Origin of the sequence: Variovorax sp. KK3 (assembly GCF_001984055.1) — a bacterium.
Taxonomy (GTDB): Bacteria; Pseudomonadota; Gammaproteobacteria; order Burkholderiales; family Burkholderiaceae_C; genus Variovorax.
In genome coordinates, this window is the sequence record NZ_LYVO01000001.1 from 184,712 (window position 1) to 201,809 (window position 17,098).

General features: G+C 63.4%; 13 protein-coding genes. 9 read left to right on the forward strand and 4 right to left on the reverse strand.

Annotation, left to right across the window (positions count from 1 at the left end; genetic code table 11):
• Nucleotides 1-123: 123 nt before the first annotated feature.
• Entirely contained in the window at nt 124-570 is a 447-nt protein-coding gene (locus B0W80_RS00930) for a type II toxin-antitoxin system RatA family toxin (protein ID WP_076997210.1), read from the forward strand.
• Entirely contained in the window at nt 570-905 is a 336-nt protein-coding gene (locus B0W80_RS00935) for an RnfH family protein (protein WP_076997211.1), read from the forward strand. The genes B0W80_RS00930 and B0W80_RS00935 overlap by 1 nt, the downstream gene beginning before the upstream one ends.
• 63 nt (nt 906-968) lie before the next feature.
• On the opposite strand, the gene B0W80_RS00940 is transcribed toward B0W80_RS00935, so the two are convergent.
• Nucleotides 969-1,514 carry a DUF4124 domain-containing protein gene (locus tag B0W80_RS00940; protein ID WP_076997212.1) on the reverse strand — a complete coding sequence of 182 codons (546 nt, stop codon included), beginning with the start codon at nt 1,512-1,514 and terminating at the stop codon, nt 969-971.
• A gap of 148 nt (nt 1,515-1,662) precedes the next feature.
• On the opposite strand from B0W80_RS00940, the gene guaB reads away from it, so the two are divergent.
• The 7 genes from guaB (at nt 1,663) to B0W80_RS00975 (ending at nt 13,738) form a co-directional block, all read left to right on the forward strand.
• Nucleotides 1,663-3,132 carry an IMP dehydrogenase gene (gene guaB / locus B0W80_RS00945; RefSeq protein ID WP_076997213.1) on the forward strand — a complete coding sequence of 490 codons (1,470 nt, stop codon included), beginning with the start codon at nt 1,663-1,665 and terminating at the stop codon, nt 3,130-3,132.
• A gap of 114 nt (nt 3,133-3,246) precedes the next feature.
• On the forward strand, nt 3,247-4,860 hold the full coding sequence (gene guaA, locus B0W80_RS00950; RefSeq protein ID WP_076997214.1) for a glutamine-hydrolyzing GMP synthase: 1,614 nt from the start codon (nt 3,247-3,249) through the stop codon (nt 4,858-4,860).
• A gap of 171 nt (nt 4,861-5,031) precedes the next feature.
• Nucleotides 5,032-6,270: a formylglycine-generating enzyme family protein gene (locus B0W80_RS00955; protein WP_143684421.1), complete on the forward strand. Its 1,239-nt coding sequence runs from the start codon at nt 5,032-5,034 to the stop codon at nt 6,268-6,270.
• A complete protein-coding gene (locus tag B0W80_RS00960; protein WP_143684422.1) occupies nt 6,267-9,125 on the forward strand; it encodes a hypothetical protein in 2,859 nt (952 codons plus the stop codon). The genes B0W80_RS00955 and B0W80_RS00960 overlap by 4 nt, the downstream gene beginning before the upstream one ends.
• 1 nt (nt 9,126) lies before the next feature.
• A complete protein-coding gene (locus B0W80_RS00965; protein WP_143684423.1) occupies nt 9,127-11,427 on the forward strand; it encodes a hypothetical protein in 2,301 nt (766 codons plus the stop codon).
• A gap of 31 nt (nt 11,428-11,458) precedes the next feature.
• A complete protein-coding gene (locus B0W80_RS00970; RefSeq protein WP_076997218.1) occupies nt 11,459-12,892 on the forward strand; it encodes a hypothetical protein in 1,434 nt (477 codons plus the stop codon).
• 18 nt (nt 12,893-12,910) lie between these two features.
• Nucleotides 12,911-13,738 (forward strand): OmpA family protein, encoded by an 828-nt coding sequence (locus tag B0W80_RS00975; protein ID WP_076997219.1) that lies wholly within the window; start codon nt 12,911-12,913, stop codon nt 13,736-13,738.
• 17 nt (nt 13,739-13,755) lie between these two features.
• Here the strand turns inward: B0W80_RS00975 and B0W80_RS00980 are convergent, their stop codons facing one another.
• Genes B0W80_RS00980 through B0W80_RS00990 form a run of 3 tightly spaced genes read right to left on the reverse strand, consistent with a single transcriptional unit; the run spans nt 13,756 to nt 16,133 of the window.
• Nucleotides 13,756-14,349 carry a hypothetical protein gene (locus tag B0W80_RS00980; RefSeq protein ID WP_076997220.1) on the reverse strand — a complete coding sequence of 198 codons (594 nt, stop codon included), beginning with the start codon at nt 14,347-14,349 and terminating at the stop codon, nt 13,756-13,758.
• Nucleotides 14,336-15,070 (reverse strand): YMGG-like glycine zipper-containing protein, encoded by a 735-nt coding sequence (locus tag B0W80_RS00985; protein WP_256856434.1) that lies wholly within the window; start codon nt 15,068-15,070, stop codon nt 14,336-14,338. The genes B0W80_RS00980 and B0W80_RS00985 overlap by 14 nt, the downstream gene beginning before the upstream one ends.
• Nucleotides 15,036-16,133: a hypothetical protein gene (locus B0W80_RS00990; protein WP_076997222.1), complete on the reverse strand. Its 1,098-nt coding sequence runs from the start codon at nt 16,131-16,133 to the stop codon at nt 15,036-15,038. The genes B0W80_RS00985 and B0W80_RS00990 overlap by 35 nt, the downstream gene beginning before the upstream one ends.
• Between the last annotated feature and the right edge of the window lie 965 nt (nt 16,134-17,098).

Sequence of the window (17,098 nt, forward strand, 5' to 3'; positions counted from 1 at the left end):
GCACACACGGTCGGAGATTCTATGAAATGGGCCGGGGCACCCGACTCGATCGCCTTGTGCGCCGCCGCCCCGCGAGCCGGCGCGGTGGCCTCCATACAATCGACCGAAGCCTGATACGACTTCATGAAAACAGTCCACAAGTCCGTCCTGATCTGGTACAGCACCGAGGAGATGTACAACCTGGTCACCGACGTCGCGAAGTACCCCGAGTTCCTGCCCTGGTGCGACCGGTCGCGCGTGATCGAGCAAGACGGCAACGGCATGACCGCCGAGGTCGGCCTGGCCTTCAGCGGCTTTCACCACAGCTTCACCACGCGCAACACCCATGTCCCTGGCCGCGAAGTGCACCTGCGGCTGGTGGACGGGCCCTTTTCCCACCTCGAAGGCGCATGGAAGTTCATGCCCGTGGGCGAGGAAGGCGAACGCGCCTGCCGCGTGGAGCTCGACCTGAGCTACGGCTTCAGCAACTTCGCGCTGCAGGCGCTGGTCGGGCCGGTGTTCGACAAGATCGCCTCCAACCTGGTCGAGGCCTTCGTGAAGCGCGCCGAGCACGTCTACGGCCAAAGCTGATGCCCCGCGTGACGGTCGCCTACGCGCCGGCTGAGCGCGACGTGCTCGAGTCGGTCGTCGACGTGGCCGAGGGCGCCACGGTCCGGGATGCATTGCGCGAAAGCGGCCTTGTGGCACGCCATGCCGAGCTTGGCGACGAGCAAGCGATGGTGCCCGGCATCTGGGGGCGGGCGGTGGCCTGGGACCACGCGGTGCAGAACCTGGATCGCATCGAACTCTGCCGGCCTCTCACGGCCGATCCCAAGATCGCGCGGCGCGAGCGATTTCGTCAGCAGGGCGCGCGGGGCACCGGCCTGTTCGCGAGCCGGCGCAAAGGCGGCAAGCCGGGCTATTGATTACCCAAGAAGCGGCAATAGGCGTCCGCAAAGGAAAGGGCGGCGAGCCGCGACTGAAAACGACTACTTGCAGTCGCTGGCGATCACGGAATCCAGTCGCTGCGTTTCGGCGGCGCGTGCCTTGTCGTCCATGACCTCGCGTTCACCCGCTGCGTTGAGGCGGGCGACGCGGATGCCGCTGTCCATCGTCGCCTTGCCTTGCCTTGCGCGCTGGCAGTTGTCGGCCTTGGCCTGGGCCACCTTCTGCGCTTCGGCTGCCTGCTTGGCCTTTTCGGCTTCTTCGGCCTTGCGCGCTTTTTCAGCGAGTTCCTTGTCCACGCCGGTGGGCTTGGCACTCGCTCCGCCGGCGGCGGCGTTCGGTGCGGACGCCGGGGCCGCCGCGGCTTGGCTGTTGCCTGCGTCGGGCGTGGGCGACGGACTGAAGGTGACGCGCCCCGACGAAGGCGGGCCAGGGCGACGAAGGATGTTCTTCTCTGGAATGTCAGGCGGGGGCGAGGTGTCGCTGAAGACCTTCTTGTTGTTCTGATCGATCCACTGCCATTGGGCCTGGGCAGCCGTTGCCCCGAACAGGCAGGCGGATCCGATGACGAGCAGGTGCGCGAGCTTCATGGGCGCAGTTTAGCGCTGCCTTACGTTTTGCAACGTTTCAGGGTGTGCATTTTCCAGATTCGCGCAGCGTTTGGCTCACATCCCGATGGGCCCGCGCGCCAGCCGGGCATGGGGCCATCGTTACAATCCGTCTTTTGGAGCCTCACCCATGCGCCTTCTCGGCAAAGCGCTCACCTTCGACGACGTGTTGCTGGTGCCAGCCTTCTCCCAGGTCCTGCCCAAGGACACCTCCCTCGCCACCAAGCTCTCCCGGAACATCACGCTGAACCTGCCGCTCGTCTCCGCGGCTATGGACACCGTGACCGAAGCCCGCCTTGCCATCGCCATGGCGCAAGAGGGCGGCATCGGGATCGTTCACAAGAACCTCACGGCGGCCGAGCAAGCCGCCCAGGTCGCCAAGGTGAAGCGCTACGAATCGGGCGTGCTGCGCGATCCGGTCGTCATCACGCCCAGCCACACCGTGTTCCAGGTGCTGCAGCTGTCTGAAGAACTCGGCATCTCGGGCTTCCCGGTGGTCGACGGCGGCAAGGTCGTCGGGATCGTGACCAACCGAGACCTGCGCTTCGAGAGCCGTTACGACGTGCCGGTCACAGAGATCATGACGCCGCGCGAACGCCTGATCACCGTGTCGGAGGGCACCACGCCGGCGGAGGCGAAGGCGCTCCTGAACAAGCACAAGCTCGAGCGCCTGCTGGTCATCAACACCGCCTGGGAGCTCAAGGGCCTCATCACCGTCAAGGACATCGCGAAGCAGACCAGCTTTCCCAACGCGGCGCGCGACGCCAGCGGGCGCCTCCGGGTGGGTGCAGCGGTCGGGGTGGGCGAGGGCACGGAGGAACGCGTCGAGGCACTGGTCAAGGCCGGCGTCGATGCCATCGTGGTCGACACCGCCCACGGTCACAGCGCCGGCGTCATCGAACGCGTGCGCTGGGTCAAGAAGAACTATCCGCAGGTCGACGTGATCGGCGGCAACATCGCCACCGGCGACGCCGCCCGCGCGCTGGCCGACGCAGGCGCCGATGCGGTGAAGGTCGGCATCGGCCCCGGCTCCATCTGCACCACCCGCATCGTGGCCGGCGTGGGCGTGCCGCAGATTATGGCGGTCGACAGCGTGGCCACCGCGCTGCAGGGCAGCGGCATTCCGCTGATCGCCGACGGCGGCATCCGCTACTCGGGCGACATCGCCAAGGCCATCGCGGCCGGTGCCAGCACCGTGATGATGGGCGGCATGTTCGCCGGCACCGAAGAGGCGCCAGGCGAAATCGTGCTGTTCCAGGGCCGCAGCTACAAAAGCTACCGCGGCATGGGCTCCATCGGCGCGATGCAGCAGGGCAGCGCCGACCGCTACTTCCAGGAATCGACCACCGGCAACCCCAATGCCGACAAGCTGGTGCCCGAAGGCATCGAAGGCCGGGTCCCGTACAAGGGCTCGATGGTGTCGATCATCTACCAGATGTCCGGCGGCTTGCGCGCCAGCATGGGCTACTGCGGTTGCGCCTCCATCGAGGACATGAAGAACAAGGCCGAGTTCGTCGAAATCACCACCGCCGGCATCCGCGAAAGCCACGTGCACGACGTTCAGATCACGAAGGAAGCCCCGAACTATCGGGCGGAGTAGCCGGGAGCTGCCTTCCAGGCAAGGAATCGCAGGGCCGCGTGGACAACACGCGGCCCGATTGCATTTCTAGCTACTACCGACGCACTGTCTGCCTCAGTTTTTGAAAAGCCCCCCATGCAACACCAGAAGATCCTCATCCTCGACTTCGGCTCCCAGGTCACGCAGCTGATCGCCCGGCGCGTGCGCGAGGCGCACGTCCTGTCTGAAGTCCATCCCTGCGACGTCAGCGACGAGTGGGTGCGCGAGTACGCCAAGGACGGCACGCTCAAGGGCGTGATCCTCTCCGGCAGCCATGCCAGCGTGTACGAGGAATCCACCGACAAGGCGCCGCAGGCCGTGTTCGAACTGGGCGTGCCGGTGCTCGGCATCTGCTACGGCATGCAGACCATGGCCCATCAACTCGGCGGCAAAGTCGAAGGTGGCCACAAGCGCGAGTTCGGCTTCGCTGCGGTGCGTGCCCGCGGCCACACCGAACTGCTGCGCGACATCGCCGACTTCACCACCGACGAAGGCCACGGCATGCTCAACGTCTGGATGAGCCACGGCGACAAGGTCACCGAACTGCCGCCCGGCTTCAAGTTGATGGCCTCCACCGAGAGCTGCCCCATCGCCGGCATGGCCGACGAGACGCGGCATTTCTATGCGGTCCAGTTCCACCCCGAAGTCACGCACACGCAGCAGGGCAAGGCGATCCTCGATCGCTTCGTGCTCGGCATCTGCGGCGTCGAGCCCGATTGGGTGATGCGCGACCACGTCGCCGAGGCGGTGGAGGCCATCCGGGAGCAGGTGGGCGACGAGGAAGTGATCCTCGGCCTCTCCGGCGGCGTCGATTCCTCGGTGGCCGCCGCGTTGATCCACCGCGCCATCGGCGACCAGCTGACCTGCGTCTTCGTCGACCACGGCCTTCTGCGCCTGAATGAAGGCGACATGGTCATGGACATGTTCGTCGGCAAGCTGCACGCCAAGGTGATCCGGGTGGATGCCAGCGAACTGTTCCTCGGCAAGCTGGCCGGCGTGAGCGACCCGGAGGCCAAGCGGAAGATCATCGGCGGCGAGTTCGTCACGATCTTCAAGCAGGAGGCCGCCAAGCTGACCAGCGCCGGCGCCAAGGGCGCGAAGTGGCTGGCCCAGGGCACCATCTACCCCGACGTGATCGAGTCGGGCGGCGCCAAGAGCAAGAAGGCCGTCACCATCAAGAGCCATCACAACGTCGGCGGCCTGCCTGAACAGTTGGGGCTCAAGCTGCTGGAGCCACTGCGCGACCTGTTCAAGGACGAAGTGCGCGAACTCGGCGTGGCGCTCGGCCTGCCGCCCGAGATGGTCTACCGCCACCCCTTCCCGGGCCCGGGCCTGGGCGTGCGCATCCTGGGCGAGGTCAAGAAGGAATACGCCGACCTGCTGCGCCGCGCCGACGCGATCTTCATCGAGGAGCTGCGCAACTTCACGGACGCAGCGTCCGGCAAGAGCTGGTACGACCTGACCAGCCAGGCCTTCACCGTCTTCCTGCCGGTCAAGAGCGTGGGCGTGATGGGCGATGGCCGCACCTACGACTACGTGGTCGCCCTGCGCGCCGTGCAAACCAGCGATTTCATGACCGCCGACTGGGCCGAACTGCCCTATGCGCTGCTCAAGAAAGTGTCGGGGCGAATCATCAACGAGGTGCGTGGGATCAACCGGGTGACGTACGACGTGTCGAGCAAGCCGCCGGCGACGATCGAGTGGGAGTGATTCGGTCGCAGCGCGGCTCGTAGCGTTCGAGGCGGGTTCGCCAGCGGATCGCTCGCCGCGCACTGCTCTCGGCGCGTGCCGACATGAAAAAATCGGCCGGTACAGGCGGATAGCTGTTCACAAGCTCCCAGCGATACTGTAGCTTCGTGACCTCATTCTGTCGGAGGTCGAGTGGCTCCTGAGAACGCGGAAATCAAGAAGCTGGCAGGCCACGAGCCCAACCGACAGGGCGTCGATCCCCCTGTTCGCTCCCGCGCACAGGCCCTTCCTTTTGCCTCAATCGAGTGGAACGCGTTCGAGAGCTTGGTGTACCAGTTGGTGCGCAAGGACGCCACGATCGAGGACGCGCTCCGGTACGGAACGCCCGGAGAAGCGCAATACGGCATCGACATCATTGCGCGAGACGGCAAAAGCAACGATCTCGCGTGCTACCAATGCAAGCGGGTACAGAGCTTCTCGGCCCCTGACATCAGGAAAGCGGTCGACACCCTGCTGAAGGGCAAGTTTGCGACCGAGATCAAGCATTTCGTCCTGTGCGTCACCGTGTCGCTTCAAAGCAAGACGCTGGTCGATGAAATAGCGAAGCAGAAGCAACTCCTCAGGGACCGGGGCATCGCGTTCTCGACTTGGGATGCGTCCGAATCGGGGGATCTGTGCCTGCGTCTGAAAAGCCATCCAAGACTGGTCGACGATTTCTTCGGCCCCGCGTGGGGCTCGGCCTTCAACACGCCAGCGCCGGTGACGCGCGCCGGTGCGCACGAACTGCTCGGACGGCTCCATGCGGCCTGGGGCAGTTCGCCTTGCTCGGTCCCGCCTGATCGAGAAACAGACGCTGCGACGCTGAAACGCCGGAGTGCGGAGCTTGAACGCGTCATCCCCGCAATGACGGGCATGGACATGCGGCGCCTGGCCTGGGTGCCCACGGGGGTGGTGCGCTTTCCGGATGGGCGTCTGCTGGAGGTCGCGCGGCCCGTGGCCTTGATGTGCAGCGCATTCGACACCACCGAAGCGGGTCAGCGACGCAACGAAGAAGACGATCCGCGCGAAGTCATGGCAACCAAGGTTTCACGGCAGGATGCCGAGCGCGCTGCATGTGACCTCAGCGATCGCACCGGCCTGCGCTGGCGCCTTCCGACGCTTGCCGAATGGTGGATGGGCGTCAGTGCAGGCAGCGGACGAGCGCCGAGCGATGCGTCGGCGTCTGGCGGGCTGTGGTTGCGCGACGTGCGGCCGAATGCTTGGCGGGTGCGGCCGCCACCTGCCGAGGCAATGGAATGGGTGATCGACGACATGTCTTCGGACGGCGTCATCGGCAACCGTGGGCACTGGCGCAATCTGCACCCGCACATTCGGGTCGACTGGGTCGGGTTTCGACTGGTGCTGGACTATTTCGAGGGGGCAGGTTCATGACCGATCCGGCAGGTCCGGACAGTGGTGCGCAGGCAGCACCCCAACCAGCGCCTGCGGTCATCCAGCCGATTGCCGGGACAAGCGCCGGTGACGCCTCGACAGGTCCTGCGGATTCACGCCCGGCGTCGGACGGAGCTTCGGCCGAACCTGATCCAAGCCCTGGTGGCGACCAAGGCCCGTATCGCCGTGACAAGTCCGATGAGCTGGAAGAGTTTCGCAAGCGACCGCGGAATCGAGTGAAGGCTTGGGAGCCGACCTCTGCTACGCGCGATGCCATCAAGGCGATTTGGTCGCGTTCTCACATCATTTGCATCTGTTCTCGTTTCGAAGCCGAACATATTGCGTGTTGCGCGGTAGAAGCTTCAGCCTTCAAGGAATTTGATTGCATCGACATACTTGAATACGGCTCAACGATCAATGGAGACATCGACGGGCTGCTAAATCATGTGCGGCAAGTTCAGGCCGGGACGCTGTATTGGGCGCGCTCCGAAACCCGTGCCTTGTCCGCGGGCCCGAAGGACTTGCTCGGACTGTTGATGACATCCACGCCACGATTTCAGGAACTTGAGGCTTCGCTCCGTGCGCGGTCGGCAAGGCTGGTGCTGGTCGTCGAACACGTTCAAAGCCAGGAGTTCAAGTATTACGACAAAGCAACGACGGCCTGCGACGCTGACCATGGGTGGATTCACGAGGTTCGATGGCAACGGGAGATGCCCACTTCGTGGAAGACCGATCCCAGAGCGCTGCAAGCCGAAAAGTCTGACGCGCTGATATCGGACGCTATCAGGCTGCTGAGTCGCGGAGATCAGCGAACGGACGAGATCAACTTGTTCCGCGCGGCGTATGACTTCCATCGTACTTATATCGAGGGGCAGGGCGGCGTCTCGCCCGGCGAACTCAAGAGAAAGTTTGACGACGCCTTGAATGCGGCGTTCGAGTTGGATCCCTGGATGGTCGGGATCAAGCGCATTCTGTCCCAACCGCCCGGCAAGGCTTCACTCCAGAAGCACTTGCTGGCGATCGCCTGTGTGGCGAAATCGGGGCTCGCGTACAACGATCTGCGCCGATTCGGCGCCTTGGCGATGTACGGCATGACGGTGGAGGAGGAGGCGTTCGAGGTTGTCGAAGAGACAACGTCGTCCGACGCTGAATCTTCGGTGATGCGGCGGCGCACTAAAAAAGATGAATCTGCACCAGCGCTTTGGGTGTCGCGCTTCGATCATTTGCTGGATGAGGTTGATCTGTCGATCCAAATGGACGGGAATGTCCGAATGGTCAGGTTCAAGGACCAAGGGCGCCGCGCCGAAGTGGAGAACTTGCTGCTGCAGAAATACCCTTCGCTGATCAAAGATGTTGCAGATCGTCTGGTTTCGCAAGACTCGCTTTTCCACCCTGACAACGCGCTGCGCAGATGTGTCATCGAGTTTCTCGCAGGGCAAAGGTCGTTCGACGAGTCGTACTTCAGGGACATGATCGAATGGGCGTTGGACGCGGCGGATCGGCTCCTGCTCGAAGGTGCCCGCGAGGGCAGTCCGATCAGCATGGTCTCCAGACAAGAGTTCGAGCGCCGCGGGCATGCGCTTTGTGTCGTCGAGTTCTACGCTCAGATCGCTCGCTCCGACCCCGATCACAGTTTGAAGCGGCGGATGCTCTCGTCGTTGCTCGACGAGGACCGTTGGCCGCACGGCGCCAGCCAGCAAGCTCTGCTTCTGTTGAGATGCGCCATCTTGCTCGACACGCCCGAGCTCAACGGTTCCGCCGAGCTGGCCCGCCAGATCGACGCTGCGGGCCACACCATGTATGAGCCATTGCGGGAGATGATGCTCCAGTGGTTGCAACGCACCCCCGACAAGATGCAGGCGTTGGAAGTCATCGCGCCATGGATGGCACAAGACGGTCGGTCGAGCCGGATGTTGCGCTCGTCCCGTCTTGCAAGAGAAATCTGGATCGCCACCATTTTCTGGGACGTCGGTGGTGGAACAGGCACGTACGATCCGGCGCGTCGCAACAAGATCCTTCGCGGCGAATTCGTCGACTGCACGCAGCGGGCCGGCGAATTGTTGCCGCTGCTGCTGCGCATCGATTGGCGAGAGATTCGAGTCAGTGCTGACGAAGAGGGCAAAGGGCTCTGGCAGTTGCGCGAAGCGATGGGCCGGATGCTGCTGGCTGCCCCCGAGCGCAGCGACGCGGCATTTGCGGTGAACCGTTATCGCCGCCGCCTCATGGAAGCCGCCGAGGCAGCCCTTTTGAAACCGGGATCGGATTCACCCGATGAAATGTCGGACGACGCGCTCGACGAGCAATCTGCTGAAGCGCTGGCGGATTTCGCCAGCTTCTATCGCGATGCGCTCGCTTACGGACGTGGCGACCCGGTCACAATGGACTACCTCTTGCGCGACTACGCTGCGCATCTGCTGAGCACGGGCCACCTCGACAAGTTCGTGGCCCGTGAATTGGCCAGATCCGAGCGCATCTTCTGGCCGCTCGACGCTTTCGGTGGCCTGGTGTTGCTGCACTGGTGTTTTCAGCAAACCGGCATCGATATCGACGCCAATGCTGAAGGCGATGCCGATGCATCAGCCGCGCGCAAGAAGATCGGCAAATATCTTGACGCGATCAATTCGGCACTTCCCCAGAAACGCGCCAAGACGACGGTCCCGCCCCTTCCGTTGCAATGGAAGCGACTCGACCACATGCTTGCGCGTCTGGTGGCAAAAATCAGCGCCATGCCCGGGCGAGAAATCGATTCCGACCACAAGTTGCACGTGCTCCAGATGCTGAAGAAGAAGAGATCCAAGCTGAGCCTGATTCGCGCAGGCTTGGACATGCGTATCGCGAACGCCAAAGGAAATTGACATGAAGCCCAATGACCCCATCCGGGATGTGGTGCGAGTCGCAGAAGCCGGCGACAAGCCCAAGCCGGAAGAGAAGGAGATCTTCGTCGACGCGAAGGGGGCTGTGAAGACTGGCCTGTTAGCGTCTGTGCGGGCGCATCGGCGCTACGTCGCCCGAGCGAATTACGAGGTGGAAGTCCGATCTGAGGCCACGCTCCGCGACTTCGAGAACAACCATACGGTAGTGGTCCCATACCGTTGCCGGGTGAAGATCGCGGGCAGTTGCGATACTGCCGTGGTCGGGCTTTTTCACCACGATCACGAGCCGTGGTACGTTTTCAGGGAAGAAGTGCAGAAGGCCGTGAGCGACTGGTGGAAGCGGTCAGGGCGGCAACTCGGGCTTCCCGCCAAGGTGGCGGTCTACCGGAGTCGAACGAGGATTGCGGATGAAGTGGCCAAATGGCTGGCTGCAAGAGGCTTGGCGGTCGATTGGGTTGCCGAGGTCGATGGTTGGGATGCACCAGCCATCGAACTGAAAGACCTGGCCTTCGACGTGCGCGTTTCCGACTATCCGGACAAAACCTATCTGCTGAAGCTGTCCCTCGAATTGCAGGTGAGTTCGTCGTCGGGCGCGCTCGACCCGAAGCAGCCGCAGACCGAGTCGGCATGGATCGAGCGCGTGACGGACGCGAGCCGCGCGGTGGTACGCAGTCAAGTGTCGCTGCATACCTATTTTCATGATCGCGACGCGCTCGAACAGGCGCTGCGAGCGGGGCTCGATCGCGAACTGGATCGCTTCGGTCGCAAGTGCGGCTGGATGGTTGCCAAGACTGAAGCGCCCGAGCATGCTAAGAAGTCGTGGCGTGATGTCGAATTCGACTGGCAGGCACTTCACGGACGCGTGGTCAAGTTCAACGTGAGACTCGAAACCTTCATCGAGTCCTCCGGCGAGCCGCTGTATGCGCGCCATGGTCGTCCCGATCTGGACAAATGGTTCAAGGCGAACCTTGCGGATGCCAGCAAGGAACTGCTGTTGAAGAGCGATTTCACCGTTCTGACGCCTGCCTACGCAGACGAACTGAGGAACAAGCTGGAAGCCAACATCAAGGAACGTGCCGCTTCGATCGGCATCGGTCTTCGCGCCTTGGTCCTGCAGTCGAAACTGCCGGAGTGGAAATACCTCGAGCGCTTCGAGGTGGTCGTGCCGCAGCGCCGCTACCAGAGCGTCACGGCGGATTTCCCCGTGCAGTTCGATATGGTCATCACCGGCTCATTCGGGAGCCTCGACGACATCCAGGAGTTGGCATGGCCCACTGACAAAGTCGAGGCAGAAGTGATCAAGGTCGCCGAGAACGCGGCCGCGGGGGCGGTGCGCGACGTTCGGGTGGAGGACTATCTGACACGATTCGAGCCCGGCACCGACAACCCGGTCATGCCTGGCACTAACAAGCTGGTCGCGCAAGGCACTGCGGCGCCCGAATATGTGCGCGACAGGATTGCCGCGCAGGTCAGGCGCGGGCTGGAAGATCAGCTCAGCATGAAGGTCGTGTCTGTTTACGTGCGCCAGCGGGATACAGAGCTGATTGAGTTCATGCGAACCTTTGCGCGTGCCGACGACGCCGTCTTCAATGACGTGGTCGCAAAGCCCAGTGACTGGACGTTCGACGCGCAGGAATTCAAACTGGAAGTCGCCGTCCGACTCAACGGGATAGGGCCGCGGCGTGCGTTTGAGCTCAAGCAAAAGAACCTGTCGCCTGACACGATCTTCAATACGATTCGCAGGTGGCTGCAGGTGGAACTGGAGAGCAGTGAAAGCGCGATGTTCGCGCTGTTCACCTCCAGCCGTGACGATCCGCTTCGAGTCAAGGTCGCAAAGGCGCTGCAGGAGCAGGCCTCGGCCAGTTACGACGCGGGCATCGAGCTCGTGAGCTTCAGGGTCCTGCAAAGCGACATCGCCAAGCTCGATCAAGCCAAAAAGATGCTTCAGCATCAAGAGGCCTACCTCAAGTTCGTCGAGGCCAAACAGAGGATCAATCACAGTGCCGAACGGGTTGACGGTGCGCTGGCTCACACCGATGACATGCAAGAATTGGCTCGGAAGAACCGGTTGGCCGAGGCAGAAGCGATCGCACAGAAGCGCATCGGGATCATCAAGGATGCGCCGCTGGAGTCCGACCTGGAAGCTGATCTGAACCTGCTTGACGAGCAGGCGCGGCGCCTGGAAGCCGCAGGCGGTGTTCCTGCGTTGCCGAAAGCGCCAGGGAAGTCGTCGCGCAAAGTGAACGGGCCCGACGACACGAAGCCCGGCCCAAAGCCCTATTGACACATCGATGTACTGAAGGAACCTCCGCTGCATGCGCCGCTTCATCTCTGCGCGCTGGGTGCAATCGCACTTCTGGGCCATCGCACTCATCTGCGCCGTCGCGCTGCCCACAGTACTGATCGTGCTGCTCAACCCTCACGAGGAAGCGAGCCGGACCGAGTTCGTCGCCGCGTTGATCGTCTACGTCCTGCCGACCTCGTGGGCACTTCTGATCGCCAGGCGTGCACGCCTCGACCTTGCGGCGGAAGAGCAGACGCTCATGCAGATCGACGAGAACGGACAGCGGCTGCAGACGCGCCTTGCCAGCGGCGAAACGGTTCTGACGGTGGATGGCGACACCTGGGAGCAGTTCGTCGTGGGTGCGAAGGCGCATCACGGCGTGATGCGCACGAGCGTCCGGATGGTCCAGAGTCTTTGCCACGAAGCCGCCAGCGGCCGCTTTCCACCGATATCGACGCTGGCGCAGATCTACGCGAACGAATTGCGCGACGGAACGCGCCGGCTTCGCGGTCCGCAGACGCTGGCACTGCGGCTCGGTATCCTCGGTACATTCATCGGCCTGCTGCTTGCACTCGGAACGCTTGGTGCCATGTTCGTCAAGATCACCAACCGGTCTCTCGGCGGCGAGGAACTCGGCGCCCTGGTCAACAGCATGACGATCGCCTTCGGGACCAGCGTGGCGGGCCTGCTGAGTGCGATCCTGATCCAGTTCATCGGCGAAAGCCTTTTCTTGCAGCAGCGCGGGATCATGAAGCGCATCGAGGACGCCATCGGCCGAGTGGTGACGGTCCTGTCGATGACGCTGACGGGATCGGAGCTCGCCCGCAATCTCGATGCGTTCGCGGATCAATTGGTCCGTCATCGCAACGGCCTCGCCGACCACGCGACGCAGGTGCGTTCCTCCGTCGGCGACAGCGTGGCGACAGCCGAGCGCAACGCCCAGGCGTTGAATGACGGAGTGCGTGCGATGGCCAGCACGCAGGGGCAGTTTGCGACGCTCGTGGAGGGCCACAACGCCCTCCTTACCCAGTTGCGCGCTGATATCGGCGCGCTGTCGGGCCTTGACCACCGCTTGACGTCGCTCCTGCAATCGCAGGTGGCCGAACAGGTTCGATCGGCGGAGCGTGTCGCAGATGCGAATACGGCTGCCTTCCGGTCGGCCATGTCGCCCCTGAATGCAACCATCGAGCAGCACGCGAACCGGTCGAGCACGGCGGCGGAGAACGTCGCCTCGACGATGACGAGAATCGAAGCCGTGGCGAGCAAGCTTTTGCTGTCGGTCGAGCAATTGAGCCGGCAGCAGCCTGCGGTCGATCAGCTGACGCAGGCGGTCGAAAAGCTGTCGAGGCAACCGGCCAATACCGGGCGGCGAAGCTGGCTCTTCGGCCTGCTCGCACTCGCGCTCGTGGTCCTCGTCACAGCCAATGTCGGCCTTGTGGTCTATGTGCTGCGCGCTGCACCCTGATGGCGGCAAGGCCTTGGCATGAATTACGACGACGATGAGCCAGAGAGCGACGACGGCTTCGGGCCTGGTTCGGATCTGGTGTTGTCGTTTCTGGGAGTGGTGCTGCTCCTCATCGGCATCACCGCGATCAACGGGTTTCCCACGGCGGGCCAATCCCAACCGCGCGAGCCGGAAGCACCTCCGATTCAGCAGGATCTGGCCGGCTTCCAGCGGCGCGCTCAGGTGGCAGAGAGCGCGCAGCAAACCGCGCAAGCACGTGTGAGGCAACTCGAACTCGACCTGCAGGCGCTGCAATCGGCCAAGGCGCTGCCCGCTGCTGCAAGCGGTCGGGTGCTCGCCTTCAGGCTCGACGGCAACAACCAGATCGCATTCTTCACCCGCCGAGGCTCAGACCTGCGAGAACCTGCGCGACAGTTGCTGGCTGGCTCGATGCTCGCGATCGGCCAGAAAGTCCTCGAAACCGGCGCCAACCATCTCGAGCTCGTCGGCTACGCGTCCCCTGAGCCGTCGCAGACGCCGGGCAAGGACGACAACCTCGATCTCTCGGTGGCCCGCGCCGAAGCGGTGGCGCATTTCCTGGCGCAACGCGGTGTGCCGTACGAATGTATGAGCGTCAGCGGCTTCGGGCGCGGTCGTTCAGAAATCCTTTACGACATGTACCTGAAGAAGAATCCCGGCACAACGCGTGCCGATTGGGACGCGATGCTCAGCGGAGCGAAGGGCGGCGCCTTTGCGCAGAACATCGAGACGCTCATGCTCAATGAGCGGCGCGTCGACATTTTCGTTGCCAAGGACTCGGGCTCCAGATGCCAGGCAGCTCAGCTGCAAAAGGCACTTGGTATCTGACCAGGCGCAAGGCCCGGCTATTTTCCGGGTTTGCGGAATTCCGCGATGGCGTTGTCCAGCACGCGCTGGCGTGCAGCGAGATCCTGCGTCTTGGCCTTGTCTTCGGCCATGGAGCGATCGATGCTCGGCGCTCCTACGGGCGCGGGCGCGGGCGCGGGCGTGGACGTCGACGTTTGAATCATGGCTGTATTGCGCTGCTGGATCGCAACGACTTCGCGCGTAATCGACTGCTGCTGTTCCAGCAGTTCAGCGAGACGTTCCTTGCGCACCTGCCGAGCGTTCTGCAGCGCAGCCAGTTCTCGCCTCGACTTCTCCGCCTGGCGCGCCAGCTCGTCCAGTGTCGCGCGCAACGAGCGGGCCTCGCTTTGGGCAGATCGTCGCTCGGCGTCCACATCTTCGAGCCTTCGCTGCATGGTGGTTCGCATGTCGGCCAGCGACCGTAGTTCGCCCTCGCGCGTGTCGATGCGCTGCTGATAGCTGCCGCTGGTGATTCCGGCAACGCCACTGATGAAGCCTCCATCGCGAGGGTCCTGGCTGACTTGGCACGCGCCCAGCACCGCTGGTGGCAGAAGGACGATGCCGACCGCGCGATAGAGCCTAGCGGACAACATTGGAACCCTCGACCGACGCAAGCAACTGCGAATGCTGCGCCCGGACCGTCTTCAACTTGCCTTGCGACTGCTCCTGGGTACTCAACGCCATCGTCAAGTCCCTCGTGTTGGCGTTCGGGTTCTGCTTCCGGTAGTCCGCGAGTACCAGGCGCGACTCGTTCAGTGACTTGTCGCTGACCTCGATCGCCTTGTCGTAGAGGGCCAAGTCTTCGCGCATGCGTGCCGCCTGCCGGTTCATGTCGGCGCGTGCTGCGGAAGCCTGTTGGGCGTTGGCGAGGCGGCGCCGCAAGTCCGTGATCGCCGTTCGGTCTGCCGCCAGGCTGCGTTGCGCGACGCTCAGGATGCCGGTCAGCTCGTCGTTCTGCTTGCGCGAATCGGCGAGCATCTGGTTGAGCTGGTCCTCGCGGCTTGCATAGCGCCGCTGTTCGCGGTCGACCAGCACCCCTGCGCCGGCGCCTACACCTGCGCCGACCGCTGCGCCGATCGCCGTCGACTTGGTGTCCTTGCCTGCCAGGTTGCCGACCACCGCTCCGACCAGCCCGCCCAGCACGGTACCTTCGACCACTGTATTCGAGCGTCCGCTGGATTGACCTTGTGATCCTGGCCCGGTGGAAGAGCAGGCCTGGAGCGCCGCGGCAAGCGAGATGCAGAGGATGCGGGCGTGTCGGGAGACCATGTTCGGCGTCTCAGTGCAGTGGTGGGATGGCGATGCGCTCGGCAAGGGCGTTCATGTTCGAAGCAATGCTGCGCCGGAGTCCGGTGTCGCTGCGCAGCAGTTGCTCATAGGCTGACACGGCGATCTGTACGATCTCGCGTTCGCGCTCGGTGCGCTGCATGCGGATCGTGTTCAGCCGGGCCTGCGTCAGTTCGTTGCCGTTGCCAAGTTCATCTGCCGGCAGATAAGGCGGCCGTCCGGTGTCGATGCGCCGGCTCGCGATTTCGACCACGACCGAGCCCGTGCGCCAGCGGCGCTCGGTGCCGTTGCGCTCGCGCGTCAACGCCCGTCCGTTGAAGAACACGCTCACCGATGGGGCAGCGAGTCCCTTGACGACAAGGCGCATGCTGATCGCATTCGCCAGGGAGCGGCGGTAACGCCACTCCGCCTCGGCCCATTGCTCGTCGACGCTCATCGCGGCGCGGTCGGCATGTCGGTGCCGGGCGCGCTCGGCGAAGATGAGGTTGCAGCGGTTGCGGTAGAAGAGGGCGCGGATTTGCGCCGCATTGTCGGCGCCGATCGACGCGCTGGCGTACACCGGCAACCCGTACGACCGTACGAGGAGGATATTGGAGATGTTGTCCGACTGGAAGTCAGAGTCTTCACGCGCAGCTCCGCGAAACTGATGGTAGTTGTGCGTCGCGATTCCTTGAATGGCGCGGTGGACGAAGTTATGCCAGAAGTTCTTGACCAGGTAATTGGTCGCGCAATGCCGCACGAAATCGGGCGCGTCGATGTCGCCGCCGAACTCTTGCAGCCGCAGTTCGCCTGGCGACCCCGTCGGCCGCTGCAGCCGGCTGTGCCCCCAGCGAAGAAAGGTGTGCGGCACCACGAACTTCGCCACGCGATCCTGACCACGCTTCAGGAAGTCGAAATCACAATAAAAGAAATACTCCGCGTTGTACTCGTCGCCTTCGGCGTACGTATCGAGCTCTGCAGGGTTGAACTGGATCACGTGCGGGTCGAGACCTCGGGCGACGAACAAGGCGTCCAGGCTGCCGTCGCTTTGCGCGAGGTCGATGCCCTTGCACCGATCGTGCGGCGGCATGCTGTTGAGCAGCACCGACATTCGCCGTAGCGCTGTTCTGAAGCATTCGACGTACCAAGGGGGTACATCGTCAATGGGGCTCTGCATGCTCGTGGTGTCCGCTGGGTGAATGGTCCGAAACATGTCGATGCGATCAGGCCTATAGCAAAGCGAACCTTGCGCTCAGAGGCACGTGATCGCTCGGGCGATCGTCTCGCGCTTTGCCGCTCTTCGCAACATGCGCGTTGAACACTTCTCTCTCGATCATGCCGGAGGCGGGCAGAAAGCAGATCTTGCCGCCTTCATGGCAGTTGGGGCTGTAGAGCATGTGGTCGAGCAGCACCCGGGTCATCTTCCCGTCCTGCGTCGCGTCCTTGAACTCGACGGTCCAGGCATAGCTGGCGGTCTGCAGCTGCCGTGGCGTCAGCACGTGCCGCATCAGCGCGCACTCATGATGGAAGGCGCCGCGCAGTTCATGCACGATGCTGTGCTGAAGGTAGGTGTCGTCGATGCTGTCGCGTGCAATACCGTCGTTCAGGTCGCCCATGACGATCACGGACTCGGCCGCCTCGGAGTAGAGCCGGTGCGCGATGTACTTGCGGATCACGTTCATTTCGATCGACAGCTTCTGGCGTGAGCTGATGGCGCTGATGATCGCCGCCGGCGTCTTGTTCTCCCAGTCGAAGGCCTTCTTCAACTCGGAGATCTTCGACTTGGTGTGTACCGTCATGATCTCGGTAATCTTGCCCTTGCGCTCGATGCGCAGCACGACCGGCAGCCGTGTGAAGCGCGCCTTATGCGACTCGCGCACGTTGCCGAAGCGGTAGTAGGGGCGCACCGTCCGCAGCCGCTCGAAGACCGCGTTGCTCGCGGGCAACTGGTGGAAGCGCAGTCCGGCGCCCAGCCGCCGGTGCACGAGCGTGTGAACGCTCTGCGGGCCATCCTCCATCGAATAGACGACATAGTCTCCGGCCAGCTTCTGCCGTACGAAGGTCTCCATCTGTGCC